This window comes from Bdellovibrio sp. HCB-110 (assembly GCF_047323225.1).
Lineage (GTDB): Bacteria > Bdellovibrionota > Bdellovibrionia > Bdellovibrionales > Bdellovibrionaceae > Bdellovibrio.
The window spans coordinates 2,479,297-2,504,712 of record NZ_CP178750.1; the positions used below are offsets into that span (position 1 = coordinate 2,479,297).

The window sequence follows — 25,416 nt, forward strand, 5'->3', positions numbered from 1 at the left end:
TTCACTCACCTCTGCCGCATCACGTGAGCCAGTTAGTGACTCCACGTTTTTATTCAATTCCGAATTACCAAAGGTCGATTGGTCAGATCCAAGGTAAGATTCAATCTCATTCCGTAGGCGCTTTAAATCGAGCTTCGATCTAATAACCTTAAGGAGTAAGTATATATATATACAACTCGACACCAGGACTAACACTATCATTTTCTCTCCTATGGACACTTCCCAGCCTCAGCGGCAAGGGACACTTGCGGAACAACAGATGCAGAGCTTCCAGTGATAAGATTGTTGTACTCTATTGCGAGCAAACCAGCTCCGGTAATCACGCCAGCAGCTCCAATTACTCCACCGGGAATAGCCAAAACCGGATTAGCAGGCATTAATGCCAGAAGCGCAATGCCACCACCAAAATTAAGCAGCCCACCCGCCACATTTCTCCAATTTACATCTTCCCAGGATTTACCGCTAGGATCAATGTAGTTAATGGGGTCCTGCAAAACGTAACCATAGAGATTTGTATCGCCTCCGTTAAAGAGAATTGGGTCTCTGTTTGTCCATCTTCCCGTTTGTGGGTTATAATCACGAGCACCAAAACGAACAAGTCCTGTATCTCGATCGTTCACACCGCCTGCGAAACCAAACGGAAGATAGGCACTGTGTTTTCCATCAAAAGAAACGCCGAATTCATCGTAATTCAGAGACTCGACGATTTTACCTGTCGCGGCCTCGACAATTAATTTTGGTGTTCCTACTTGATCGGAAATAATACGGTACTCTTTTCCACCAGTAGCAACATAGTCAGGTATATTGATTTTTGAACCGTAAATAAAACGACGAACAATTTTTCCTGTCCCGTCAGTTTCAGCAGCTATCTGATATTGAGATTGAAAAATAAATCCCTGAACAAGTTTCCCGTTTACTTTCTTACCTATACGACGATTTTGACCATCAATGATGTATTCGATGAAACGTCCATCAGGAAGCTTTACAGAGCGAAGATTTCCAAAAGAGTCATAGTCGTATTCTGTAACCCGTGGCTTTTGCGAAGGTGACGAGTATTCTTCCACCTTTGATAGATTGCCGAACTTTGAATATGTATACTGATTCTGACCGTAACTAATTAAACGATCTTGATCGTCGTATTCACCTTTCAATACAACAGTGCCGGATCTAAACTCCAAACGATTGCCATTCTCGTCGTAAATGTATTCACGGCTACCATTTGCACTTTGAGCCGAAACTAATCGTCCCAATTTGTCATAGCTGTAATTAATTTTCTGAGAGGGAGAGGTAAAGCTCGCAGCCGAAACTCTTCCTATGGCGTCTCTAGAATACGCGATATTCGTAATACCTTTACCATTCGCCGAATAAGCTTCGCCAGTGACATATCCGTTTAGGTTGTACTGAACTTGGCCTTTGACTACACCTTGTGTGGAAGCTTGAACTCGCCCGACCGTGTCTAAAACAAATGAAATATTTCCCACTTTTACCGGAAGACCATCGAGATCATAACTAAGTGCGTACGAGAAGAACTTTCCATCAACTCCTGCTACGTCAATCCCAGCCAACGTCGCATCGGTATTGTACTTATAGCGCACGGATGACGATACAGGACCTTGAGTGTCGACCGCAGTCGGCAACTTCCAAAGATATGAATAATTCGTTTTAACCCCATCGGATGTTGTCAGAGAACTCACTAAGTCCGTTGGCTTTTTATTGGAGTTCTCAGCGTAAGTTATACCGACCGTAGTATGGCTGTTTTTAACCTCAAACAATCGGGATTCATTAGAACCGTATTTGTATGAGCTTGCCAAATTTCCACCGATTAAAACTTCGGAAATTCTCTCTTCGCTGTCATAACGATATTCAACACCCGAGTCCGTTTGAGAAACAACTGGAGGCACATAAGAACTAACAAGATCTCCCAGTTTATAATTAAAATTATGGAAAGGTTTCCCTGGAGGTTTGATGCCTGTGAGATTTCCCTCAAGGTCATAAATGAATTCAACACTGCTTCCAGTAGAATACTGAATCTTTGAAAGTCTTCTCATATTGTCATAAGAAAGACCCGTTGAATTACCGATGGCATCCGTGATTTTCTCTAACAATCTGTTAGCACCATAACCGTATGAGGCTACTACTGTTCCTTCCGTATTTTTATGGCTCGTCAAATTGCCTGCAGTATCGTAAGTAAAGGCCTCAGCCCAGACGGTTTGTCCGTCTTTACTGATAATTTGCATTGTCGGCTGACCTTTTTCATTCAGCGTCTGGGTGTATCTTCTATTCATCGGCGTTGTCACAAAGCTGCCGTAAGTACCAGGCTTGCTGACCGTATAAGATTCGTATTTTCTTTTTTGATCCCCCTGCAAGATGATGGTTTTCACCAGAACTTCGCCGTTCTTTCTTTGTTCTTCTTGTTTTTTAAGCAAGATAGATCCGGCTTTGAATGTTTCTTGAGAAGCGTACTTAACTTCCCAGCCCCATTTAGGACTATTGGTCATTTGAGTCTCGGTGTAGCCACCATAAAGGTCCCAAACTTGATTTAGACCATTGCTCAAGGTGCTCACCGCAACAGATTGCCCACCGAAGTCGGAGCTTCCTGCGCGATATGTAACATTGCCATTGGCAGTGACCAGCGTTGATTTTTTCGCTCCTGCCCCAGTTAAAGATACAACATGAAGTTGGCGATTCGTTGAATCAAAATTTGACTGGAGAACAATGGATCGTCCCGCATTGCTTGAATCTTTTAAAAGATACCCTTCCGAATCGTACTCGAAGTAACTTGTCTTACCTAAGGGCCTTTTGAATGAATTCAGTCGGCCTTCATTATTGTAAGTAAGTTCATATCTAGCGCCATTGGGTAGAGTTACGGACTCTAATTTGCCGTTTGGAAAATAAGACAACGTCGCTAAAATTTCCGAAGTAGGTCCTACAATGTGTTTACCATCCTTGCTTCGTATATATTGACGTTCAAAGGCATCCGCAAAACCCGCAAAAGACTTGTCATCATTCCAATCTAAACTATTTAAAAGGGTGACGTTGTTTAGCTCTGACTTTCTAAAATAAAATTTCCCATCGACAGCAGTGTAAACCGTGTAGGTACGGCCAGAAACATCCATTAGAGCAAACTTTCCGTTTCTTTCAAGATTTGGAATTTGTGCTAAAACTTGAACTGTTCCATCACCATAGAAAACCGTGTTCTTTTTTCGGTCGTAGAAACTATCTATGGAATAAACCCATCCTCCTACAACGTGATCTTGAGGGAAGCGTGGGCCACCGACAACAAAATGCCCGCTATTGTAAACCAATGTAAACGGTAGCCCTGGAATCGGTATTTCTTCTGTAAATGTACGCGTCGACAGACTCACAACCGAGAATCCCGACAAGCGATCACTGATGACCCCCGCACTACACTGCCCTGGATAATTGCTCGAAATTGGATAAGGCTTGTTGGGATTAGGCGGCTCAGGAGTTGGCACACTAGGAGGAGTTGGAGACGGTTGAGGAACAGGATTATTTCCACCGCCTCCTCCGCCTGCGACAAAAATAAATGTCTTAGTTACAATAAGAAGATCTCCAGTCCACATATCTTCTGGCCCACCCTCGGACTGGATATATACTAGAACCTGAACCTTTGTTGTTCCCGCCTGACTAAAGTTCCAGTTTAAAACGATAGAACACGGAATTTCCGCGACATTTCTTTTTCTTTCCGAAGTTTGACAGCCGGATAAATCCTCATGAATTCCAATAGGACTCTCTTCTCCGTACAGTGATGATCCCGTAACCCACACCTTACCTTTAAGGATTCCACCGGGCACCGCGCTTAATATATCTCGTCGAATACTGCCGTCAACATTGAGACTGGCTTGAACTGTTTCATCTGCCAAAACAAGATCAGGAAGTTTTTTAGCAAAAACCAATGAGGGAAAAATCAGGACAAAAAGAGACAGCATCTTCATTTTAAAACTCCAAACTTTGGAAGGTTTATATGAAGTTTACTAAGGCATGTAAATAAATGAATTAATGTTTGAAATAAAAACTAATACAGATGTGGACGAAAGCTATTATTGAGAAGCCTTTTGCAACTTCCAACGCTCTCTTAGTTTTCTAATTAGGAAATAAACAAGCAGCAAACCAATGATCGCAAATACGACCAATTTAAATTGGCGAAGTTTATTGAGGATCGGCTCCCCGTAGTGAGCCAAAAGATAAATCTGTGTCGGCACACTGATCAAAGCGGCCACACCATCAATCACTAAGAATTTCCAAGCCGGATATCTCAACATCCCGCAAGCCAAGTGTCCTGGGAAACGAAGACCGGGAGTGAAACGGAAAATACCGCACGCATAAGCGCCGTATTTATGAGTCCACTCTTCCACACGTTTCATCAAATGCTCTGGGAAAAATTTATGCACGCGCGGATGATAGAGAAGCTTTCGCCCGAATATCCGTCCTATTAAATAAATCAGGAAGTCACTGATCACGACCGCCGTAAATGCAATGGCCGAGGCCGTGTGCACACTCACAACAGGAGCACCTTCATAAGGAGGCGGAAAGTGCTGAGGGTGAGCTCCCATAAACGCCAGAATACCAACGCTAATAAGAGTCACTTCTTCAGGAAGAGGGAAACCAACTGCAGAAAGCATCATCATACCGATCAAAGCCGCGTAAACCGTTCCCGGCTGGTACGCAAACTGAGACATCCATTGAAAGATCGGTTCGTTAGCAAATTCCAATATAGTTTCCCCTGAGCCACTTAATATGGAGTAAACGGTCCCACTTGAACACACTTGCTACACCGTGCTATGTGTAGTTTCTATGATATCGAATAGTATGCAGAGTGCCAGAGGATTTGAATACGGAGTCCGACACATAATCAGCCCTCAGTCCGGAGCTGTTTGTGATGTTTTATTAGGCATTTCGGATCTTGATCGTGATTACATCCAATTTTTGTTAGACCTCGGGTCTATTTATCTCAATCACAATCGATTAAAAGAAAATTCCTCGGTTTCTGTCGGCGATTACTTACGAGTCCATACAAAGCCGCGAAGATTTTTGGCTGATGATGGAAAATGGAATGAGCGTATCCTTTTTCACAACGAACACTTCGTTGTTGCACGAAAAATCTCGGGCCTCCCCGTTCATGCCAGTGTCGACAATCAAAAAGAACATCTGCAACGATACTTAGAGAACACTTTGAATTGTTCTTTGTATGGCACGCATCGCTTGGATGTTCCAACAAAGGGATTGATTGTTTACGCAAAGACCACGGAGTTTCAAACGGCCTTTAATAAAATGCTCATCGCCCGCGAAATCACAAAAATTTATCGTGCGTTGGTGCAAGGACAAGGTCTTGCAACGGGACTTCTGACTCACTACATGGAACCCTCTCCCCGAGCGCCGAAGAAAGTTTCTCGTGAATCACAAGAGGGTTGGCAGGACTGCGTTTTAGAAATTCTCGATATTGATTTAAAAGAAGAGAATCGCAGCGAAGTGCGAATTCATTTACACACGGGACGGACTCATCAAATTCGCGCCCAGCTTGGCTGTGAGGGACATCCCATTATCGGCGATCATGCTTATGGAGCTGTGAAACTGTGGGAAGAAGAGAGAATCGAACTTGAGGCCTGTGAGCTTCGTTTTACGAATCCGCTCACAGGAGAACCTCATCACTTTCAGATCTAACGCTTAGAACACGTAAGCGTTTGTCATCAAAGAATACTCTGTGTTTTCTGGCTGCCAGTAAGAAACGTCTTTCCCTTTATAGCTGCCAAGACTTGTTTGGTTTTGGAAACCCAAAGTGAAAGTCAAACCACGCATAGGACGCATCTCAAGACCCATTCCGGCTTTTACTTTTGTCACGTGATTGCCTTCAAGCTCTTCAACATCTGACGAGTAATACCAGTCTTCATCAAAACCGACTTTAGGTTTTACAGAGAAGTATCTGTTGATATCGATCACGGCTTCTACGTAGTGCTCGAAAGAATATTGTTTTGTCGTACCACGAGGATCTTTTTTGAAAGCTCCGTCATTGTACTGTGGAGTTTCAGGATCGAAGTAAGCTGTTTGTCTTTGCCAATAGATATCTGGTTTCACTGCATACGTGATTGAAGAGAAGCGGCCAATCGCATATTCGAAGTAACCTTCCAAACGAAGCTTCGTCACAAGTTTTGAATTCTGTGAGTAAGCGCTTGTTGGCATATAGATTTTTACGTTACCGGAAATATCAACGTCGCCGATGTAGCCAAGATCATACTTTGAATAAGCAAAGTGAATGTCTTGAAGATCCATTGTCGCAGCGACTTGATCGTCGTACTCATTGCGACCAGATGTATTGTATGTGAATGGAATACGAACAGAGAATTTTGTATCGGCATCAATCTTGTTGTTGAAACCGAAGTAGTTGTACGAGTCAACAGCGCGATCGCCTGAAGCAGTTTTTCCGTAACTCATGTTGGAAACAGACGCGATAGAGAACAATGTTACGTTCCAATTGCGACGGAAAGAATCACCCGCTGACATTACCAAACTTTCTTCACGCTCCTGGGCATGAACGAAAGTACCAAAACAAGAAAGTGCCAGGGTCAGGGCGAGGGCCTTTTTAAGCATGAGAACTCCTTAAAAGATCGGAAAATCCATGGAGTTATGCCATATCGCAGCACGTTACACAATATCCAATTTTTAGACAGGCTGAGTCTCAACTGTATCCTAAAGATCTTTAGGCTTGAGTCCGCACTTCAATCCCCTTAAAACAGGGGCATGAAAAAATTACTGACGTTCCGAAACCTGATTCTCGCTCTTGTACTCTCCCTCGTCACTGGCTGTGCTATCAGCTTTAAAAAGAAGCACTGGGACCTGCCTCCGAAGGCTGAAAACGAAATCTCTGTGATGTCTTTCAACGTCGAAAATCTTTTCGATACAACCCACGATGAAGACCGCAATGACTATGCTTATCTTCCTTTGTTGGTGAAGAAATCCAACCCTAAATTCCAACAGGCCTGCAAAGACACCAACGACAGTGCTTACCGCTTGAACGAGTGCTTAAGCCAGGACTGGAATGAACTTCAATTAGATCAAAAGTTGAAAAACTTAACCGAAGTCGTATTGAACGTTGATGGCAATGGCCCTGATGTTTTGATGTTGATTGAGGTTGAGAATCTCAATGTTTTGAATATCTGGAATAAAAACTATCTGCAAAAAGCCGGCTACCAAACAGTCGTGTTGATTGAAGGTCCGGACAAACGCGGTATCGACGTAGGCTTTATGTCTCGTTACCCTGTCGTGGGAAAACCTGTTCTTCATCAAATTCCTTGGAAAGGGAAAAACGAGGAAGATCAAAAATGGATGGAAAATTCTCGTAACATCCTTGAAGTGACAGTGAAAGCTCCTAACGGTGATCCTATCACTTTCCTTGTGGCCCATTTCCCTTCACAAGCGAATCCCACTTACTGGCGCCAACAAGCCGCCGAATTCCTTGCGAAGCTTATCAAGGATAAAGGCCCGAACGCCATGGTCGTAGCTGGTGGAGACCTTAATATTTCTCACGAAGAAGAATCTAAAGAACACATCTTCCGCGATATTCTTGCCCAAGGCGGAGCGGTTTCTCACTTTGTGGGTTGCAAAGAGTGCCCGGGCTCGCACAACTATCGTAAATCTTGGTCTTTCCTTGATGCCCATATTTATGGACCGGCTCTTTTGGCAGAAGGCTCTGGCAGCTATCAAATGGAACCAAGCACGATTGATGTGATCCGCTACAGCGATGTTCATCTTAAAAAAGGAAAATATCCGAAGCGTTGGGATTACGACAAAATGGAAGGTGTTGCCGATCACTTCCCTCTTTATGTTCGTTTGAAACAAAGAGGTCCGGCAAAAACTCCGGTGCAAGACGAAGCTCCTAAGGCTGAAGTCAAAAAAGAAACTCCGAAGAAAAAAACAAAAACTAAGAAGTAATAAATAAGCCGCGTGAGATCGCGGCTTATTTATTTTCTGCCATCTTACAAGGCGCAGCCCGCAGGTTCTTTGGTTATGATGAAATCATGATCAATATCAAAAGAGCGTATCAACCCGCCGAAGCTAAAGATGGATACCGAATTCTTGTCGATCGGCTGTGGCCTCGCGGGGTCAAGAAAACGGCATTGAAAGTCGATGAATGGCCTAAAGAAATTTCTCCCAGTCCTGAACTTCGCAAAGCCTTTCATCATGAAGACGAAAGCTGGTCTGACTTTTCAAAAGCCTATCGCAAAGAGCTTAAGAAAAAAGACATTCAAGATAAACTTCACGAAATCGCCCGCCGAGGAAAAAAGGGTCGCGTCACTCTGGTTTATGGCGCCCATGACGAAACCCACAATCACGCGCAAATTCTCAAAGACATTCTTGAGAAAATGAATCACTAAGGACCAATCAATTTCACCCACGGCATATTGTTGTAGTGACCTTTTAATCCATTCATCGCTCTGATCTGATAATTTCGATATTCCGAATCACTCGAATATCCGTTGTAACAGGCACTGTATCCTGACGAGTATCGATTGTACGCTCCTAACAACTTATCCATAGGATTCCCCGTCTGATTGCAACTCGCAGAGCGAGCTTCCATGTAGTTGTCATAGTACTCAGTAAATCCATAATAAAGCGTGCTTGCGATCCCACAGTATTTGCCACTAGAAAAGAAAGCCGCATTCAATAATTGGTTGGCACTAAATCCCGAACGAGCGACTTGCGAAATTCCCCAGTCATCAAGCACGTTGTAAGAGCCGCCACTTAGAAAAATAAAGAACCAATCTTTATAACGGACATAGTGTTGCCAGTTGCTCTCTTGCCAAGACAAGGCCTTCAAGGCTCGTAAGAAATTTTCTCTTTCAGTTCCGGCCAACACATTCCCGTGATCTGCTAAAAGTTTTTTGCCGGTGTCTTCGATCAGCTTATTTACATCGCGATAGTAGGCGCCCCGTTGAGTGCGATCTTGCCACTGCTGCGCCGTCAAAGCGTAAGGGATATCAATCTTGCCATGGCAACTGACTGTGACATCCGCCCACTTGGAACCACGCCCGCCTGTGACGGAACTTTTCAAAGACCAACGATCGAAGAGATTATAGACACGCTCTTTGGAACCAATGTTTTCCCGGGAAAGATCTCCCGACGGAATTGCTGGAACTTCAACCACAGGAGGCGTCTCTGGATCAGGTTGTGGTTGTGGTTGTGGACTTGGCGTTAGTGTTGGAGATGGTGTCGGTGTCGTCGAAGGCTCATTCGGAGCCGGCGTAGTCGGAGTCGCGTCGTCGGGTGTGTGATTGTCTGGAGGCGCTGAGCCTGTATCCGCCTCTGAACAAGAGATAGAAATGGTGGCGAATAAACAAAGAAGAATCGCTCGGTATTTAAAATCGAAAGACATAAATCTCCTTAAATGAATGTGCTTAGTTATTAAGCATCATTAAGGAGTGCGCATTACAAAAATCAGATTCCCCTCGAGTTCCCGTCCAAGGTCTCAAAGTATCCAAATATCCTCAGCTCTGAAAATAGAAAAGGCACCTCAAGGGTGCCTTCTTATTCTGAAATCAGAATTACTTTTGATATTTAGAAATTAAGCAAGCGGCTCAAATCTACGGTGGGACGTTTACCACAAGTCGCCAGTTTCTTCGTCATATTTTTGATTTGAATTTGCTCGTTACCCAAAACAACGTCGTATGTCTTTTTCGGACCTGCAGAAGCTTTCACAGTGCCTTGAACTTCAGAGCACAAGCCTTCTACTTTCATTGTCACGTCTGACCCTTTCAAATCTGAATTGAAAGTTCTGTCGTTAGAACCAGGGTATTTCATATTGGCTTCATAAGAAACGATCTTCACTTGAGAAGTCAGCAAAGACGCTTTCTCAACTTGCATCTTGATCTTTACAGCAACAGCGTTGTTCTTATTGCCAGAACCTTTTGCGCCACCTAAAGTTCCTTCGATGTTCACAGCCAAATCGTAAAGGGCTGCGTCTTTTGAAGGAGTCAAAGACAACTCATAAACATTGTCCGTCAAATTTACGTAGAATCTTTTCTTATCAGTAGCATCCACAGTGTGTTTAAGACCGGAGGCTTTGATCTCGACACCCAAATCGCCATTGGACTCAGAGTAAGTCACATTCAAAGTTTTTTGCGCCTTGATTTTCCAAGCGCCGTCTTCATTGGCGTATTCAAGATTTTCTTTTGTTGAAGTAATCTTTACTTGCTTCAAGCCTTTGTCGTTGTCTGCCAATTTCTCAACAGCATACTGCGTTTTTGTCGCATCCAAAGAGCCTGTTGCTAATTTCACAAGCTCAACAGCTTCGATTTGTCTTTCCACGAGGAAAGCAGACAAACCATAGTCATTCAAAGAGAACTCATTGGTGTTCTTTTGAGCTCCACCGCCGCCCTTGCCGCCGGCTTTTCTAGCGTTTTGCGCTTGGATATCAGCGCGAAGGTTCTTATCTACAACAGCCTTATCTTGAGGCGTGCAAGCAGACGTTAACAAGGCAGAGGAAATAACAATGGCAGAGAAAATATGGGATGTTTTCATGGGCAGGAATCTAGCCCGAAACGGACCAATATTCTAGGGGAAGTACATAGACTTCCCCGAATTCTAACCGATTCCTAAAAATTTACAGACGTGTCAAAATTGTGAACAGGCAGCGGAGGCCGCCATTATTGATTTTATGCTCTTTAAGAACCCGGTAACCTTCCGGCACCGGCTGAACCCGTTCCTTTTCCGGGTATAAAATACCCAGCTTCTGTGGCTTATAGCGGCGGCAAAGGGCCTCAGCCAAACTTTTAAGCCCTCCTTTAAGGGCTTCCGGGAGTCTTTCTCCATAAGGAGGGTTTACGATCATCCAAACACGGCCCGCGAAACTGGACTGAGCTTCTTGTTCTAAGGCATCCCTTAAAAGAAATTCAGCTTCCGCTTTTTTGAAATTCTTTTTTCTAACAGCTAAGATTTGTTTTTCAACTTCAGCAAAGTTAGCCTGAGCCACCGGAATCATTTCTTCATCGATATCAAAGCCAACAAACTTTTTAAAAACCACTTCTGCTGGAAACTCATAGTTAAAAGCAAAGCTGGAAGACAAGAAAAGTTTTGGCGCCTTTTTCCATTTTTGAAAAGCATAAGGTCGTGCAAACTGCCCGTTCCAAAGAGCCCTGGCTTCACTTAAGAAAGTGCCTGAACCCACCATGGGATCTAACAATGTCACCTCGCTGATCTCTGACGGAGTGGCATTGCCAATCAGGGCCTTCAGTAAATAAGCAGCGATCGTCTCACGTAAAGGAGCTTCCCCTTTTAAAACAGACCAACCTCTTTTATGAAGATGTTCTCCTGTGGAGTCCAAACTGATCGTGCAAAGATCGTCATCCATGCGAATATAAATACTCGCACAAGGATTCGCCCCTTTTTCGCTTCCGAAAATTTCTTGCAAAGCTTTCTCGGCGCTTTCTTGCAGACGTTTTTCATTATTTAGACGACTTTTTTGCGCTGCCACTTCCCACTCGACATGACCGTGTTGCAGATATTCTTTCCAAGGAAGTGATTTAAATTTTTGGTAGAACTTAGGAAGATCGCGTGCTTTAAACGAAGCCATTCGCAATAAAATGCGATTGGCCGTTTTCAAAAGAAAGTTAAGCTGAACACCTGTAAAAAGATCGGCTTCAAATTCAAGACCCCCTTCCAGCACCGTCACTTCGGGAAAAGGTAGAGTGTGCGTTTTCGCATCTTTCCCCAAAAGATAAGGCCACACCTCTTTCATTTCTGAAAGTGTGCGCTCTTCAAAATCTAAAGGAGTGGAAATAAAAAAACGACTCATGTATTAAAATCTCCAGTAGGCATCAAACAAAAGATAATAGCCATCCACAGGAGAGAATTTAAACGAGGCCACGTCGGTCGCATTTAAAGAAAAGCTCAGGTGAAACTTATCCCAGATCTTAAGGTACGTCAGATAGCCCCCGACCGCTTTCTTTTCAAAGTTATAACTCGGGCCCAGAAGCACGCGATCCCAGTTGTCTAAGATAAACTCGTAACCCGTCTGGAAGGAGCTTGTTCCCAAGGACTTGATCGCCGTTGCACTTTCGGCTTCATCAAAACTAAAAAGAGCAATTGTTAAAAGAGTGTGCGAGATCACGCTCTCGGAAGAGATCGAATCCCAGTGAATATTCAAGTTCAGAGTCGAACGGCTTTCATTCGGGATTTTCGCGTAGGTCAAACCCGTTGCAAAAATATTGGAGTGTGATTCGTAAATCTGCATCTTCGCCGCCGCATTCATCGCGCCTAAGAAATCTGCCGGAACGACCGTACTTACGGTCAGCCATTTTTTTAAACCGTAGTTCACCTGACCGAACCACGTGATCATATATTCATCTTCCCACAGCGTTTGCGCGGTCTCCCCGACCGCAACACCTTGAGTGAAAAGAGGTTTATATTTAGAAGAAATATTTTTCCCAGCTTCTTTGACGATGAGATCGGTCGTACCTTTGTACTTCTTGTTCTCAGAGCTTAAATCCAAGTGCATCAACTGGTCACCGACCTGGATAAAGTTCAAACGCGATTGGCGCAAAAGCTCACAAGTCAGTTCGTAAGTGCCGTCTTGACGGTTTTCAATTCCCGTCACTTCAACGAAACCCACAATACCAATCCCAGGGCTTTGTGACTCAAGAGCGATGATCTCGCCGATATACCAATCACTAAACGTGCTAATCGCCTTCAGAGTTTTATTGTCGATAATGGTTTGCAGACGGGCTCTGGATTCCGGATGAAGAACACTTTCTTCTGCGGCGGCCGGTTCACGCAAGACAATAGGGACTTCGTCGTCCATGGAGGAAGCCCATGCAACGCCTGTCATAAGGAAGAATACTGAAAACAAAACGAGCCTTAAAGTCATCTAAGGCTCACGGTATCTTAATTTTTAGGCTTATTCAATTGATCCTTGAGCGCTCCGAAAAGGCGCACAATTTCCATGCGCGTCGCTTCTCCAACTCCCCACATTTTGCTGAACTGGAATCCAGCGAGGTCTGAGGCTCCTGGGATGCCACCTTTGAACACTAAATAGGCAAAACCCTCTTGCAATAAAGTCTCGGATTTTGTGTCTGTGATCGTTCTAAAGAAAGGCGTAAAACGCGGCGACGCTCCATAAACCTCATCCAAAGAGAGGCGTTGATTCTTATCCTTATCGTACATGACCAAAACCCCTTCGATATAGTGAAGGATTGTCACCATCGTACGGATGTTCGCGGTCTCTACATGACCTGCTTTTTGGTCCACCGTTGCCGAAGCCACTGCCAAGAAATTATAAAACTCGTTCCACTGAGCTGAATTCAACGAGTGAACATAGTGAACTAAGCCCGGCATATTATTAAAGTACACGTTGATGTGCTTTTTGAACTGATCTTTGAAGCAATCTTCTTTAAAGAAAGGCTGCCCGAAGACGTCCTTTTCTTTGACACCACACTTCGCTGCAACCATGTGTTCGCTCACAGCACCGGAAGTTGAAAGACCCGCGGCAAACAAAGTACTAACGAACTCGTAAGTTTCTTTCTGATCCATCAGATCGTTGCCGTTACCACTGAAAGTAAAGAAGTTGGCTTCAAGGAAACTGCGCGAACCCGAATTGGCAGAGCGAGGATCAAAAGCTTTTAAGTCCAAACCGAGCTCTTGGAAATCATCATACCAAGCAACAAGGCCTTTCTTCGTCATGCCTGCTTCACTCAGACGTTCTTCCGTCTTCTCGCCATAACCTAAAAGAAGGAAGCGGGATAACGCTCGCATCAAGTTGGCCTTCATCAACGAAGCCCACGTCTGCTTCGCCGTGCCCACATTGGCATCAATGATCAGACGGCCTTCTTTATTAAAGCTCACCGGAACTGGATTTTTTAAAAGCTCACCCAGGTCGTCCCAAGCCCGTTGCAAGGCTTTCTGCTCAAAAGCATCGTCGGTCAAACCTTTTTCAATAACGAAGTTTTTGTTAAATCTGTTATAAACCGCAAGAAGTTCTGCTTGCGACAAACCACCGTCAAAGTCCGCCAGAGGAATATTATCGATAAAACTCTGTTGCAAACGCCAGATATTGAACTCGCCAATCAAAGTCGCTAAATGTTTTCTTTCCAGACCCAACAAAGCCCGTGGGTTGGATTTTTTCTCTGGATCTAAAATTTTGATAAGAACTGCGCGATACGTTTTCTTTAAAGACTTCGGTTGGATTGAAATAGAAAGTTTTGGCAAGGCCTGATCAATCAGATAATCGATGTCTTCAACAGGAATACGTCCTGTGGTTTTCATCTGATGTGAGTTCAACAAGAGCTTGATCGTTTGATTGAGGAACTGACTTCCCTGACGAAGCTTTCCGGCATCTTCAAATTTCAAATCACTCAATGTATAATGGTATTTCAGAGCCAATTCATAGAGATCAATAAAGGTGTCAAGACTGTCGCCCCACTGTTTCAAATCCACAAAGTAGGCCCGTTGACCCATCAAAAGATTTTTAACACCTTCAACGACAGGCACCCATTCGCTATAAAGATCATAGGGAGCAAAGGGCTCACTTCCTCGAATGAAGGAACTAAATCCCGAGAGAGCTTTTTTGGCATCTTCAAAAGTGTATTCGGACTTAACGACTTGGGTGTTCACCAATAAACGCTGCAAACTTGTTCGCAACTGCGCCGTTGCCGAAGTGATCTTTTCCCACTCCGCCGTCTTTTGATCGCTCTGACTTAAAAGCACTTTCATATGGGGAGCTAATTGCACAGCTTCATCACGCACGATATTGAGTATTTCAATCAAACGCACAATTTCGTCTTTGGTGATATACAATGTCGATCCACCTAAAAGTGCTCTTTTAATTTTCATGAGTTCGGCTGCGAACTCAGGCGAGACATTGTTTTCTTTTAAGAAGTACTTCCCAAAAAACTTACGCATTTCCTCAACGGTATAACCGCTCTCAATAGAGCCAAAAGTTCTCTTATTGAAGTAACGCAAGGCTTCGTTCATGCAATCAACACCGCCGCGCACATCGGATTCCACGGCATCACCGACAGAGAATTTCTTAAGCTGTGTCGGAAGATCTTTTAAACACGCAAAACGAGCATCTGAAAACTCAATAACTTCAGGCTCTGCCTTTTTGCCCGTTAAAAACTCACTGCACCCCACCGAAGAAAGGGCCAATAAAGATACCATCGCTATGTTGACTTTAAACTTAGAAAACATACGCGGCTCCCACCATGAGGCGATCATTATTCTCGAATTGGGCAATTTCATTCTGATTGTCTGCCGTCAATGGACCAGCTTTAACGATTTGCATTTCACTGATGATCGACCACATTCCCGAAAGACGGAAGCGACCGCTCAGACGGATCAAATCAAAAGAATTTTTCTCTGAATGTGTATAGCTCAACTTCCCGATCAAACGGCGGTTTTTGCGGAAAGCATAATTCGTTAATAATGAAATCTGTTGCGCCTGCTTGAAAGGATAACGGCTCATCAAGGAAGCGCGATTCGGGTTGGCAAGTTCCCCCTCCTCTTTCACGTCTCCGCCGAAGATATCTAGATGTTGCAGGCTCACACCCCAACGACCGTTATTCCATTCAACAAAGGGACTGACTAAAACAGCGTCCTCAAAAACGGGATGAGTCCACTGTTCTTCAAAAATATCATCTTTATTAGGACGATCCCACATTCCGCTGACACCGAAACGAACCTGATCGACTTTATAACTGACATCACCACCCGCTAGCGAATGATAGAATACTTGCGGTTGCAGATTCACGGCCCCTTTAAGCTGACCGATATCAAGTTTTCCCTCGTAACCAATCGCCAATTGATTGGCTGGTTTATAGGTGTAACCCAACTGCGCTCGAAACGCTTGGGGATCACCAAAAGAAAGCTTCATTCCAAAAGAGTTTTGCAAAACGACTTGAGCTTCATTCGGTCTTTCAAATTTATAGTCAATGCCTGTGGCCTCACTCCAAATACGAATGCTTTCTGGAGGACGACGGAACCAAGGATTTCCCTTCACAAAACTGCCGTTTTCAATTTCAAAACTAGGCCCTTGATCGGGAAGATATATAGGAGACGCAAAGAGCATGAGCGTGTAATAAGGTTTGTCGATTTGCCAGAAAAGACCCGTCAAACCCTGGCGTTCCGGTGCAAGAGGATTCCATTTAAAAAGAGGCTCCCACACACCCAGATCCCAGCGGGCATCGAGCTCATTCCAAAGCATGCGCTTACGGCCAAAATAGAAAGTTTCATTTTCGTTTTGGCGGTTCTGGACGTAGAACTCTCCAATATTAAGGTAATTTAAAAGAGGCTCGCCCATGGCCACACCACCGGCGATATCCATCTTAAGATTGTCTTCAGTAAATGGGTCTGTTTTTAACTGCGCCCCCACAAACTGATAATTGGTTTTTTGCGTAGCTTCAAAAGTAGGGCTAATAAAGGAGTCCGAAAAAAGTCGCATCTCGGTCTGCACCTGAGACCAAGCAAATAGAGGCGCCAAAAGCACAAATGCTGCCGCCAGCAAAGATGAGAAAATAGCCCCACCAAAATGGTGTTTAGGGCAACGGACGAAAGGCATAGGCCTCCTATTCAGACACTGATAGATCAAAGCCCGTGCCCCCTCCAGGGCCACTTTATGAACAATCCTACTAAAAACTTTTAAACAAGTGACCTTTTTCGGCGGCTTTGTTAGGCTGGCGGGTACCGCAGGATGTGGAGCGAGCTCCGCTCGCGGAACTGGACTTGGGCTGAAATATGAACACTAAAAGTGCTAAATTTTTAATCATTCGCTTCTCCGCCTTCGGAGATGTCGTACAGACTTTGAGTGTTCCTTCGGCCATCAAACAGAAATTTCCTGACGCACAAATTCACTGGGTCACGCGCAAAGACATGGCTCCTCTGCTAAAAGGTCATCCCAACATTGATCGTGTTTGGGAGTTTGATCGCAAAGCGGGTCTTGGAGGGTTGATAAAACTCTCGATGCAAATGCGCGCAGAAAACTTCACACACATTTACGATGCTCATAACAACATGCGCTCGCGCGTGATTGTGTGGATCTTACGTCCTTTGGGTTTTCTGGGTTTGGGAGCGCACTTTATTCGTCGCTCGATTCGCCGTTGGAAACGTCTTTTGCTTTTCCAATTCCGCATTAATACTTTCGAGATGCCTTTCTCAGGCCAAAGAGATTTGTTGGAGCCTCTTCTTCCTTGGGGTGTTTCAAAACTGCCGCCTCCTGCTCCACAACTTTTTTTAAGCGAAGAAAGTTATCACAAAGCCCAAGAAATTCTTAAGGACTACAACGGCTGTGTGGCTTTGGCTCCCTCAGCGGCGCACTTTTTAAAACGTTGGCCTAAGGAATACTGGAAAGAGTTGATTCTACTTTGTCCTGAGCAAAAGTTTGTTTTGCTGGGTGGACCTGAGGATTCGTTTATTGAAGACATTCGTGACGTCGCTCCAGAGCGCGTGATGAATCTTGCGGGAAAATGTTCTTTGCCTGTGAGTGCCGGTGTGGTTGCCCAATCAGCAACTCTTATCACTAATGACACGTGGCTTTTGCACGCGGCGGAACAGCTTGGAAAAAAGGCCATCGCTTTAATGGGCCCGGCTCCTTTCGGATTTCCTTCGCGAGCTTCGACAAAGATTATGGAAATTCAATTGCCTTGCCGTCCTTGCAGCAAACACGGCCAAGGGCCCTGTGTAAATAAAGAAAAATTCCATCAATGTCTTGTTGATATTACACCAACACAAATTGCTGCAGAGTTAAAAACAATCTTAGGTCATCATCCATGAGCACTCTGACTTTTTACTTCTATAAATTCGTAATCGTTCCTTTGGCTTATTTGCTTTTGCAACTTTTCCGCCCTTTCTTGCAGGGAAAATTGCGCGAGATGATTGAAGATAAAAATCAGGGCTTCTATCATATCAAAAAGGCCGGAAGCGAAAACGAACTGGCTTTAGCTCGTCCGTTTTGGATTCATGCTGCCAGTGGCGAAATTGAATATGCGCGTCCGGTGATTCGCGAACTCAAAAGACAGCATCCCCATATTCCCATTTTGGTTACCTACTCTTCTCCTTCAGCCAAAAAGATTTTGACGGGCTTGCATGAAGTTGATGTCTGGGCGTCTTTGCCTTGGGATTTGGATTTTCTTATCGAGCGCTTTATTAAAAAATGGAACCCCCGCGTTCTTCTGTTTTCGCGAACTGATGTTTGGCCGGTCTTGGTTTCTGTCGCAAAAAAGAAAGACATTCCAACGGCTCTGTTTTCGGCAACTTTTGCTGACAACTCTTCCCGTCTCAAGGGAATCTCGCGCTATCTGACACGATTTGCTTTGAATCATCTTTCAGAAATTCACTGTGTGTCGGCGGAAGATATTCAGAATTTGAACTCGCTGCATTTGAATGTGCCTGTGATCGTTAGCGGTGACACTCGTTTTGACCAAGTCTTTCATCGCCTGGAAAATCCGAAAGCTCTTAAAAGCGAATTAATGCCAAGCCCTGAGGATTTTATCTTTATCGCCGGCTCAACATGGCCCGAGGACGAGGCGATTCTTTTACCCGCTCTTGAAAAGCTTAAAAACATTCATTTGCAAATCATCATCGCTCCTCATGAAACAACACCTGAGCATCTTGAAAATCTTGAAAAACAAATGAAAGATCTTGGCCTTCGCTATGTTCGCTACTCCCAAGCCGATGTGTGGCCTGCGGGCTCTATCCTGATTGTGGACCAAGTGGGTATTCTTGCCGAGCTTTACACTTGGGCAGATATTGCCTTTGTCGGTGGGTCCTTCAAAAAGCAAGTTCATAGCGTGATGGAAGCTCTCGCAGCCGGTCTTCCTGTGATGGTCGGACCTTTCCACCGCAACAACCGTGAAGCCCTCTTTTATCAAAAGAAGAATTTTTCTTCAGGTATGATTGTGCAAGTGATTCACACTTCGGAAGACGTTGTAGTACTGCTACAAAGAATGAAAAAGCACCAAGAACAGATCCCACATATCAAAGAAGAAATCCGCGCAGAAATCGGCAAGAACCGCAATTCAACTCAACGAGTTTTGTCCTCTATCGAAAAAGTTTTGCAATAGCCGTCAAACACGGTGTCCAAATTTGTCATCTCTTTTAGAATTTTTTCCTTTCCAATTCATAACAGCCAGAAGTTCCCTTTTTTCTGATATCTTCGGTGAATTATGAAAATCTGGATCGTGATTTTTAGTTTAATTTCTTCCACGGCTTTCGCCGACTCCCTTTGCTTTCAAAACGAAGGGGATCCGCGTACGGGAAAAGCCTTCTCTACGGATCAAGACTACCAAGAAGAGTTAGAGCGCTGGCAATCCAAAGCTCCCAGCACTCCGAATCCATTTGCCCTCTTTAAAGCGTACAACGTGTATAAGTCTGAAAAAGATTATGCGGGCGCTATGAAATCCGATAAACGTGCCCACTGCTATATGGGCTGTCGCATCTCTCAAAGCACAAGTTATAAGACCGCTGATTATGTTGGTTGGTTGAAAGAAGATCGCGATTTGAAAGACTGCAATCGCAAAACTCACTATGACGAGCAAGACTATGTGGCGACTCTCCGTGGAGCCCAGTTTGGTGAGTCTCAAAAGGACGCTAAGGGCTGTCTTCAGGCTTGCCAACAAGTTTACTAGGGATCTGAGGGGTTCTCGCATGAACTCCCTCGACGACGACAAAAAACGTCAGCTGTAAAAACCAATCATTACCAAATCCCCTATTTTTGAAATGAATCTCCAACCCCTCAGCACGAAACTTGAAATGATCCCTGTAGGAATACGGGGTTGGAATGAAAAGAACCGCAATATCAACAGTTTGTCTCATTATGATACTGACTGCGCAAACATGGGCGCAAGGTCAGATCAGCACGGCTTTGCCTGAGGCAAAAAAGGAAAGCAAATTCTCTGCTGAATGGCGTTTGCGTCTTTCCGGTTCCGACATGCACGACGAACAAAGCCAATCCAAAGTTGTCGATATCCGTACTGAAATCAAAGCGAAGTATTTGTTAAGCAACTCTTTGCAATTAGATATTCAACCCACATTGCGCCTGCAATCAGGACAAACTCAATCCGTGGACGGAGCTGATAAGCCTGAAAACAAAATCACTTTAAATCAAGCAGCCGCTCACTATCTTCCTTTCCAAGGATTCCGCCTCTCAGCGGGTGCTTTGAATCAAAGACATATGCACACGCAACTTCTTATGGATAATTTGGCGTTCCCTGCGGCTCGCATGGAAGGTCTTTTGAAATATGGAAACTTTAAAACAAGTTTAGCCGTAGAATCTGCGATCCCAACTTCGACTTCTTTAAGCACAAATACAAAAGAGTTAGAGCCAACACCTTCCTTGAACTCAGCGGCTCTTAAGTTGAATTGGCAGGCTTCTAAAAATCTTTATTGGAAAACAACAGCGGGTTATTTTGTATTCAATAATCTTCCCTCAGCCGTGGCTCAGCAATCTCGCTTGCTTGGCAATGAAGTTGATAAAATTTCGGACGCTCAATATGCCTTTATGAATAAATATGAAGGTCTGCAAGCTTCCACAGAGTTTGAATTCCCAGTATTTTCGGCTCTTGATATCAACCTTGGCGGAGAATATTTAGTAAATCAAAAAGCCACGTCTGATAACAACCAGGCATATCGCTATTTCGCCAACAGCGAAATTCATTTGACTAAAAATATGGATCTCATCGTCGGCGGAAGCTATTTCTCAGTCGCTCCTGAAGCCGCCGTTGCCTACTTCAATGCCACAGGTTTTGAAACAAACCGCGTTGGTTATGCGGCAGAGAGTGCTCTGTCCTTTAATAAGGAAGGCTTCCTTGTGGGCCTTAAATATGTAGACGCTGAAGTGATGTTCGCAAACACAGTTCAATCTCGTGAGAAAACTCTGTTCATTAAGCTGGAGACTTTCTATGCAGATCTCTAAGAAACCCCTCATTCAAGCCTTCTTAGGTCTCTATGCTTTAACGGCACTGGCAGCATGTAATCTGCCAAGTCCTAAAGATAAGAATGAAACAGGTTCGGGAGCTGCGACTTTCACGGCGCAAGCTATGGCGGATAAATCCAAAGCCCTTGAAACATCTGTTCAAGGAACTTTCTCATTGCCATCTTCTAAAGTTTTCAACCTTCAAGCCTGTGTTAAAGACGTGGCTTATGACAAAGCGATTTCAGGTCACGAATTTATCGTTGAAGAAGTAAATACCAAAGTCACTTCCGACAAAGCGGGCTGCCTGACTTGGGCTGAGCGCGTGAACTTTAATTTTTTGGCAGAGTCACAATACATCCGCATTGAAAGACACATCAAAGGAACAGGTTTGCATAAGGGAAATCAAAAAGTTTCTTTTGCGATCAATCCTTGGTCCCACGGTGAAAGCTTAAATCCAGTTTTGAATCCAGATGACGGCAATAATATTCCTCGCTTGGTGGAAGACACTCAAGCCGGACAATTGGCGTTGAAAGGATTTTCTGTGGATAATAAGGCGACAACTCGCCCACTATGGGTCGAAGATGGTCGCCTTTTCGTAACAGAACAAAAACTTACAAAAGACGGTGTTGAGCTTCTTGTTGAAATGCGCCCGACTCCATCTATTCAACTCACAAAAATGAATGGCGAGATGTTCTTGCGTCCATTGACTGCAGGTTCTTTCAAAGCTCGCATGAAACTGATCCACCTTTATCAACAAGGTGATAAAGAAATCCGTCGTCTTCTTACAGAGACAGCTCCGATGGATGTTAAAATGGACAATGGAAGTTTGGCGATCAAGTCGGCAATGGCACTTCCTGCTCTGCCAACTCGTGGTCAAATTATGTTGGGTCTTGAGTTGCAACCCGTCAACGGTCCTCAAGGACTTACAAGCTTTGACGGTATTTACCTTTTAGGTGAATACGATCAAATCAAAGGTTCTTCATTCTTGAAACTCAACACTTTGGTAGCGCAAACAAAAGACTTTAAAATTTCTAACTACGTTAATGCAACATTAACGGAAGTTACGCATAGCACTCAACCAGGACAAACGGCAACGGTGGATGCTGAGACTTACCAAAAACCTAAAATCGAAGTTTCTCAATTGGAGTTCCGTTTTATCCGTGTGGGTCTTGAAAAAACAGCGACTCGCGAGGTGTTCTACAATATCCGAGCGTGCGTGCGCAACGGCTTGGATCAGAAGAACACGCGTTCCCATACATTCAAAATCACAAAATTCCGTCAATCTGAGACTGAAGAAGCTCCTTCTGTTTCAGTAAAAACGGATAACAACTCATGCCTTAGCTGGGACGAAAGCATCACGTTCAAATATTTCGATTGCCAACGCTACTTGAAAGGTTTCGTGGCAATTGAAAATAAAGATTTGGGTATGAACGAAAAACTTGAAATCATCGTGAACCCTTGGGAATCCCAAGGCGCTGTGGCTCGTGATATGCGCTACGTAGATCCAAGTGAAAAACTTATCTTGAGCTGCCAAGCGACGGAGCGTCCTCGCACTCAATTGATCGTGGATGGTTTTAGCTATAACACGCTTTCTTACAACTACAGTGTTGACTCTATGTTGAACCTGACTGTGACTAAGAAAGTGCAAATGAAAATGGACCCGCGTTTGTTGGTTTACTCAAGCCTTTCAAACGGTCGTGCGGAAGTTGAAAGACTTCGCGACGGTGTTTATCTTTTAAGAATGGCCGTTGTGCAAAACCGTGACTACGACACGACGAACACTTATGTTACATCAGCAGACAAGCTCGTGAATGTTCTCAGCGGTCAAATCAATACAGATATCACTTTCCAAACGCAGGATCTGAAAGCGTTGGGCAATCGTAACAACATGCTTGTAGAGATCTATCCTATTGATGAAAGCAAAGTGTCTGTTGAAGGTGGCAATGTCACTCTGAAAAACCCTTCAGACTCGTTGGAATCAGCGATCGATACTTCAACGGGTCTTGAGACATCTACTTTTGTAGGACCTGTGACTTTGAATATTGATGAGGCTTCGCGTCCTCTTCGTATGCTCGATGCTTCAGCAATCAGCAGCTTCCTTTTAAATGGAAAAGGCAGCAACGACGGTTCACAAAAATATGTTGTGAAGCAAGTGGTTGAACAAGGACTTAAAGCTCAAGCAGAAAAGCGCCAAAGAATTCAGGCTCGTGCGGATAAAACTCAGTTCGCAAAAGAAAATAACTTGGATTTGATTTCTCTTAAAAACGTCGATGCTCAAGCTCCTTTGGTGAAAGCTCTTGCGGGTTCGACAAAGTTGAATGAACGTTTGATTGTGACAAAAGCGGATCTTCAAGACTTTGTCGCTAAAGGATCTGTCACTCCGGCTCTTGCGCAAAAACTTTGCGCCTTTTGGGCCAGCGACTACTTCAGATCTCTTTATGCTGAAAAAGGCGGCGCGATTACAGAACATACAAGAATGGCCTTTGGAATGGATTGCTTTAACGCTGTTAGAAAAGAGCCAGCTCGTTTCTTCCAAGTGGAAAAACAAATGATGGTGAAAGAATTGGGTGGCGCACAACTTGTGAAAGGTCTCAATCAGGGTTTGAGTGTCGGCACAAGTTTCTCTGTAAGCGCGTCGCACTCAACATCCAAGACACGTTCGACAAGCATCAGTGCGAAACTGGGTCTCTCTAAGAAATTCTTGGATTTATTCTCTGTTGGTGTGGATTTGGGCTATTCGATGTCTTGGTCTACTTCGGACTCGAACAGTGCTAGCAACTCGATGACTGTGAGCGGCTCAACTTCGATGACAGTTCAACAGAATGTTTTCAAAGTGCGCGTGAACAAATACGAGCAATGTGCGGTTGTGAAATTGAATCCAATCTTGTTCATCAAAGACACAAAATCTTGGTTTGGTCGTCGTGACTACCTTGGTTTGCTCAACCCTCGCCTTTCTGAAGAAGAAATGACGACGGCAGCAACTCGCGGTTTGATGATTTGCGAAGGTGAAGTTCGCACGGCTCCTGTGGATATTACAGAGAACTACTACTTGATCGCTCAAGAATCCAGCAGCTCGCAAATGCAAGACAGTGGTGATGCTCGTAATAGAAACTTCTTTATCGCCCTTCGTTCTAAGAACGATTTCAACAGATTCGTTCTTGCGATGAAAGGCGGAGCAAAAATGCCAACGACTGCGGAAAAAGAAGAAGATCCACAAGTTCAAGCCACGAAAATGATGGAACAGCTTTTCCAAATGTCAGGCCCTGCGTATCCAGCGATGTACCTGATGCAATAAGATAAAACAAAAAGTCCTTACACGCGGCAACGTAGATCAACTCTATGTTGCTTAACTTTGCTTCACCCCGACTCCTCAAACGGGTCTCAAGTTGTTCTCTAGATGATATTTCATTCTATTGTGTGCCGAACATAGAAGTTGAAGATTCTCGACGGCGCTACTGCCACCCGCCCAAACAGGTTGAATATGATCTATTTGGAGCTGCCATCGGGAAGAACATCTCTTTCCAGTTTTCTTGTCTATGTGTTGGCAACATTGATTTCGCTGAAAAACCGCCCGACGTAAAGAAAGAGGAATATATCGTCTTTGGTTGAAAATGAATTCATTAGTATACCCAGCCTTCGCTAAATCAGAAATACCTGCCTCTTCGATGTTTTCCGGTCTTTCAACTTTTTGAAGTCTCGCTTCGTCCGTAGCTTTACAATCAAACGAATGTCCGCCAACAGCATTCTTCTTTCTTTCCTTTTTTAAAGATTGAAGCGATTTCTGCTGAATAACTTTCTCCGCTACGAACTCAAGAACTTGATCCCAACTTCCATTTGGCAGTGAATGTGACAACAGCGTTCGCATTTCTTCCAACTTCTGCCACTGGTCTTTCGTGAAGCTCACTTCGAAACGAATGGATTCATCAGCTTGATACTGGATCTTAGGAGCCTGCTTGATTTCAATATTAAGAGCACGAGCCACCAAAACTTCTGATTCTTGATAAGATTTACCAAACATCTCATTAAGAATGTCTTTCTTTGTCTCCAAAGGAATCTTTAAACGGGCTTCCTTTTGATTCTGACGAATAGCTTTCTGAAGCAAACTAACCTGCGAAAGACTCAAACTTCCAGACTCAAGACTCTCAGTAACCTCAGGAATATCTCGACATAATCGAGCAGCATCAATTCTTCTTTGAGCACTTCCCGCAGAATAGCCCAAACACTTGGTGAGATAATCAAAAAGACTCGGATAGGCTTTAGATAGATAAAGCTTTCTACGATCCACTTCCGCAATATGCTGAAGAATATCCGCAAGCACTTCTCTTTCCTTTTGCACCAAAGACTTCAAACACTGCTCAAGATTTTCATCAGATAGAAACTTAATATTCATCTTTCACCTCTTGTGAAAGTGATATACCACGGATTTAAAATATGCTTTTTTCGATATTTTCTAATTGAACAGTGAAAATCAAACGGGCTCAGATAAGTCGTTTGGTGCGCCCTGA

Annotated in this window: 18 protein-coding genes; 8 read left to right on the forward strand and 10 right to left on the reverse strand. The window is 44.1% G+C overall.

Annotated features, from left to right (window positions below; genetic code table 11):
* Positions 1-209: 209 nt before the first annotated feature.
* Together ACL934_RS11925 and ACL934_RS11930 are read right to left on the reverse strand one after the other, a co-directional pair.
* A complete protein-coding gene (locus tag ACL934_RS11925) occupies positions 210-3,956 on the reverse strand; it encodes an RHS repeat domain-containing protein (protein ID WP_374073730.1) in 3,747 nt (1,248 codons plus the stop codon).
* 105 nt (positions 3,957-4,061) lie between these two features.
* Entirely contained in the window at positions 4,062-4,733 is a 672-nt protein-coding gene (locus ACL934_RS11930; protein ID WP_374073732.1) for a DedA family protein, read from the reverse strand.
* An 82-nt stretch (positions 4,734-4,815) separates the two neighbouring features.
* Here ACL934_RS11930 and ACL934_RS11935 point away from each other — a divergent pair, with 82 nt between their 5' ends.
* Entirely contained in the window at positions 4,816-5,682 is an 867-nt protein-coding gene (locus ACL934_RS11935) for an RluA family pseudouridine synthase (RefSeq protein ID WP_413612275.1), read from the forward strand.
* A gap of 3 nt (positions 5,683-5,685) precedes the next feature.
* Here the strand turns inward: ACL934_RS11935 and ACL934_RS11940 are convergent, their stop codons facing one another.
* A complete protein-coding gene (locus ACL934_RS11940; RefSeq protein WP_374073736.1) occupies positions 5,686-6,606 on the reverse strand; it encodes a hypothetical protein in 921 nt (306 codons plus the stop codon).
* Positions 6,607-6,756: 150 nt separating this feature from the next.
* Here ACL934_RS11940 and ACL934_RS11945 point away from each other — a divergent pair, with 150 nt between their 5' ends.
* On the forward strand, positions 6,757-7,947 hold the full coding sequence (locus ACL934_RS11945) for an endonuclease/exonuclease/phosphatase family protein (protein ID WP_374073738.1): 1,191 nt from the start codon (positions 6,757-6,759) through the stop codon (positions 7,945-7,947).
* A gap of 86 nt (positions 7,948-8,033) precedes the next feature.
* Positions 8,034-8,390, forward strand: a complete 357-nt coding sequence (locus ACL934_RS11950) for a DUF488 domain-containing protein (protein WP_374073740.1) — start codon at positions 8,034-8,036, stop codon at positions 8,388-8,390.
* Here the strand turns inward: ACL934_RS11950 and ACL934_RS11955 are convergent.
* The 6 genes from ACL934_RS11955 to ACL934_RS11980 form a co-directional block, all read right to left on the reverse strand.
* The gene (locus ACL934_RS11955; protein ID WP_413612276.1) at positions 8,387-9,388 is read right to left on the reverse strand and encodes a hypothetical protein; all 1,002 of its coding nucleotides are present in this window, start codon (positions 9,386-9,388) and stop codon (positions 8,387-8,389) included. The two genes, ACL934_RS11950 and ACL934_RS11955, sit on opposite strands and share 4 nt — an antisense overlap.
* A 182-nt stretch (positions 9,389-9,570) precedes the next feature.
* A complete protein-coding gene (locus ACL934_RS11960; protein WP_374073744.1) occupies positions 9,571-10,533 on the reverse strand; it encodes a hypothetical protein in 963 nt (320 codons plus the stop codon).
* A gap of 82 nt (positions 10,534-10,615) precedes the next feature.
* A complete protein-coding gene (locus ACL934_RS11965) occupies positions 10,616-11,806 on the reverse strand; it encodes a THUMP domain-containing class I SAM-dependent RNA methyltransferase (RefSeq protein ID WP_374073746.1) in 1,191 nt (396 codons plus the stop codon).
* A 3-nt stretch (positions 11,807-11,809) separates the two neighbouring features.
* Positions 11,810-12,877 (reverse strand): hypothetical protein, encoded by a 1,068-nt coding sequence (locus tag ACL934_RS11970; protein ID WP_374073748.1) that lies wholly within the window; start codon positions 12,875-12,877, stop codon positions 11,810-11,812.
* A 17-nt stretch (positions 12,878-12,894) separates the two neighbouring features.
* Positions 12,895-15,195, reverse strand: coding sequence for a hypothetical protein (locus ACL934_RS11975; protein WP_374073750.1), 2,301 nt, complete (start codon positions 15,193-15,195; stop codon positions 12,895-12,897).
* Complete coding sequence (locus tag ACL934_RS11980) at positions 15,185-16,561, reverse strand: hypothetical protein (RefSeq protein ID WP_374073753.1); 1,377 nt, start codon at positions 16,559-16,561, stop codon at positions 15,185-15,187. The genes ACL934_RS11975 and ACL934_RS11980 overlap by 11 nt, the downstream gene beginning before the upstream one ends.
* A gap of 176 nt (positions 16,562-16,737) precedes the next feature.
* Here ACL934_RS11980 and ACL934_RS11985 point away from each other — a divergent pair, with 176 nt between their 5' ends.
* The 5 genes from ACL934_RS11985 to ACL934_RS12005 all read left to right on the forward strand — a co-directional run bounded on the left by ACL934_RS11985 (position 16,738) and on the right by ACL934_RS12005 (position 24,206).
* Entirely contained in the window at positions 16,738-17,772 is a 1,035-nt protein-coding gene (locus tag ACL934_RS11985) for a glycosyltransferase family 9 protein (protein ID WP_374073755.1), read from the forward strand.
* Positions 17,769-19,061, forward strand: coding sequence for a 3-deoxy-D-manno-octulosonic acid transferase (locus ACL934_RS11990; protein WP_374073757.1), 1,293 nt, complete (start codon positions 17,769-17,771; stop codon positions 19,059-19,061). The genes ACL934_RS11985 and ACL934_RS11990 overlap by 4 nt, the downstream gene beginning before the upstream one ends.
* A gap of 102 nt (positions 19,062-19,163) precedes the next feature.
* Positions 19,164-19,625, forward strand: coding sequence for a hypothetical protein (locus ACL934_RS11995; protein WP_374073759.1), 462 nt, complete (start codon positions 19,164-19,166; stop codon positions 19,623-19,625).
* A 152-nt stretch (positions 19,626-19,777) separates the two neighbouring features.
* Positions 19,778-20,911 (forward strand): hypothetical protein, encoded by a 1,134-nt coding sequence (locus ACL934_RS12000; protein ID WP_413612277.1) that lies wholly within the window; start codon positions 19,778-19,780, stop codon positions 20,909-20,911.
* A complete protein-coding gene (locus ACL934_RS12005; protein WP_413612278.1) occupies positions 20,898-24,206 on the forward strand; it encodes a hypothetical protein in 3,309 nt (1,102 codons plus the stop codon). The genes ACL934_RS12000 and ACL934_RS12005 overlap by 14 nt, the downstream gene beginning before the upstream one ends.
* A 75-nt stretch (positions 24,207-24,281) precedes the next feature.
* Here ACL934_RS12005 and ACL934_RS12010 read toward each other — a convergent pair whose 3' ends face one another.
* Positions 24,282-25,301, reverse strand: a complete 1,020-nt coding sequence (locus ACL934_RS12010; protein ID WP_413612279.1) for an HNH endonuclease — start codon at positions 25,299-25,301, stop codon at positions 24,282-24,284.
* Positions 25,302-25,416 lie beyond the last annotated feature (115 nt).

Bases quoted from the DNA above. Each gene is read 5' to 3' on its own strand.
- ACL934_RS11925 (WP_374073730.1), bottom strand. From the start codon at position 3,956: ATGAAGATGCTGTCTCTTTTTGTCCTGATTTTTCCCTCATTGGTTTTT.
- ACL934_RS11935 (WP_413612275.1), top strand. From the start codon at position 4,816: ATGATATCGAATAGTATGCAGAGTGCCAGAGGATTTGAATACGGAGTC.
- ACL934_RS11940 (WP_374073736.1), bottom strand. From the start codon at position 6,606: ATGCTTAAAAAGGCCCTCGCCCTGACCCTGGCACTTTCTTGTTTTGGT.
- ACL934_RS11945 (WP_374073738.1), top strand. From the start codon at position 6,757: ATGAAAAAATTACTGACGTTCCGAAACCTGATTCTCGCTCTTGTACTC.
- ACL934_RS11950 (WP_374073740.1), top strand. From the start codon at position 8,034: ATGATCAATATCAAAAGAGCGTATCAACCCGCCGAAGCTAAAGATGGA.
- ACL934_RS11955 (WP_413612276.1), bottom strand. From the start codon at position 9,388: ATGTCTTTCGATTTTAAATACCGAGCGATTCTTCTTTGTTTATTCGCC.
- ACL934_RS11960 (WP_374073744.1), bottom strand. From the start codon at position 10,533: ATGAAAACATCCCATATTTTCTCTGCCATTGTTATTTCCTCTGCCTTG.
- ACL934_RS11965 (WP_374073746.1), bottom strand. From the start codon at position 11,806: ATGAGTCGTTTTTTTATTTCCACTCCTTTAGATTTTGAAGAGCGCACA.
- ACL934_RS11970 (WP_374073748.1), bottom strand. From the start codon at position 12,877: ATGACTTTAAGGCTCGTTTTGTTTTCAGTATTCTTCCTTATGACAGGC.
- ACL934_RS11975 (WP_374073750.1), bottom strand. From the start codon at position 15,195: ATGTTTTCTAAGTTTAAAGTCAACATAGCGATGGTATCTTTATTGGCC.
- ACL934_RS11980 (WP_374073753.1), bottom strand. From the start codon at position 16,561: ATGCCTTTCGTCCGTTGCCCTAAACACCATTTTGGTGGGGCTATTTTC.
- ACL934_RS11985 (WP_374073755.1), top strand. From the start codon at position 16,738: ATGAACACTAAAAGTGCTAAATTTTTAATCATTCGCTTCTCCGCCTTC.
- ACL934_RS11990 (WP_374073757.1), top strand. From the start codon at position 17,769: ATGAGCACTCTGACTTTTTACTTCTATAAATTCGTAATCGTTCCTTTG.
- ACL934_RS11995 (WP_374073759.1), top strand. From the start codon at position 19,164: ATGAAAATCTGGATCGTGATTTTTAGTTTAATTTCTTCCACGGCTTTC.
- ACL934_RS12000 (WP_413612277.1), top strand. From the start codon at position 19,778: ATGAAAAGAACCGCAATATCAACAGTTTGTCTCATTATGATACTGACT.
- ACL934_RS12005 (WP_413612278.1), top strand. From the start codon at position 20,898: ATGCAGATCTCTAAGAAACCCCTCATTCAAGCCTTCTTAGGTCTCTAT.
- ACL934_RS12010 (WP_413612279.1), bottom strand. From the start codon at position 25,301: ATGAATATTAAGTTTCTATCTGATGAAAATCTTGAGCAGTGTTTGAAG.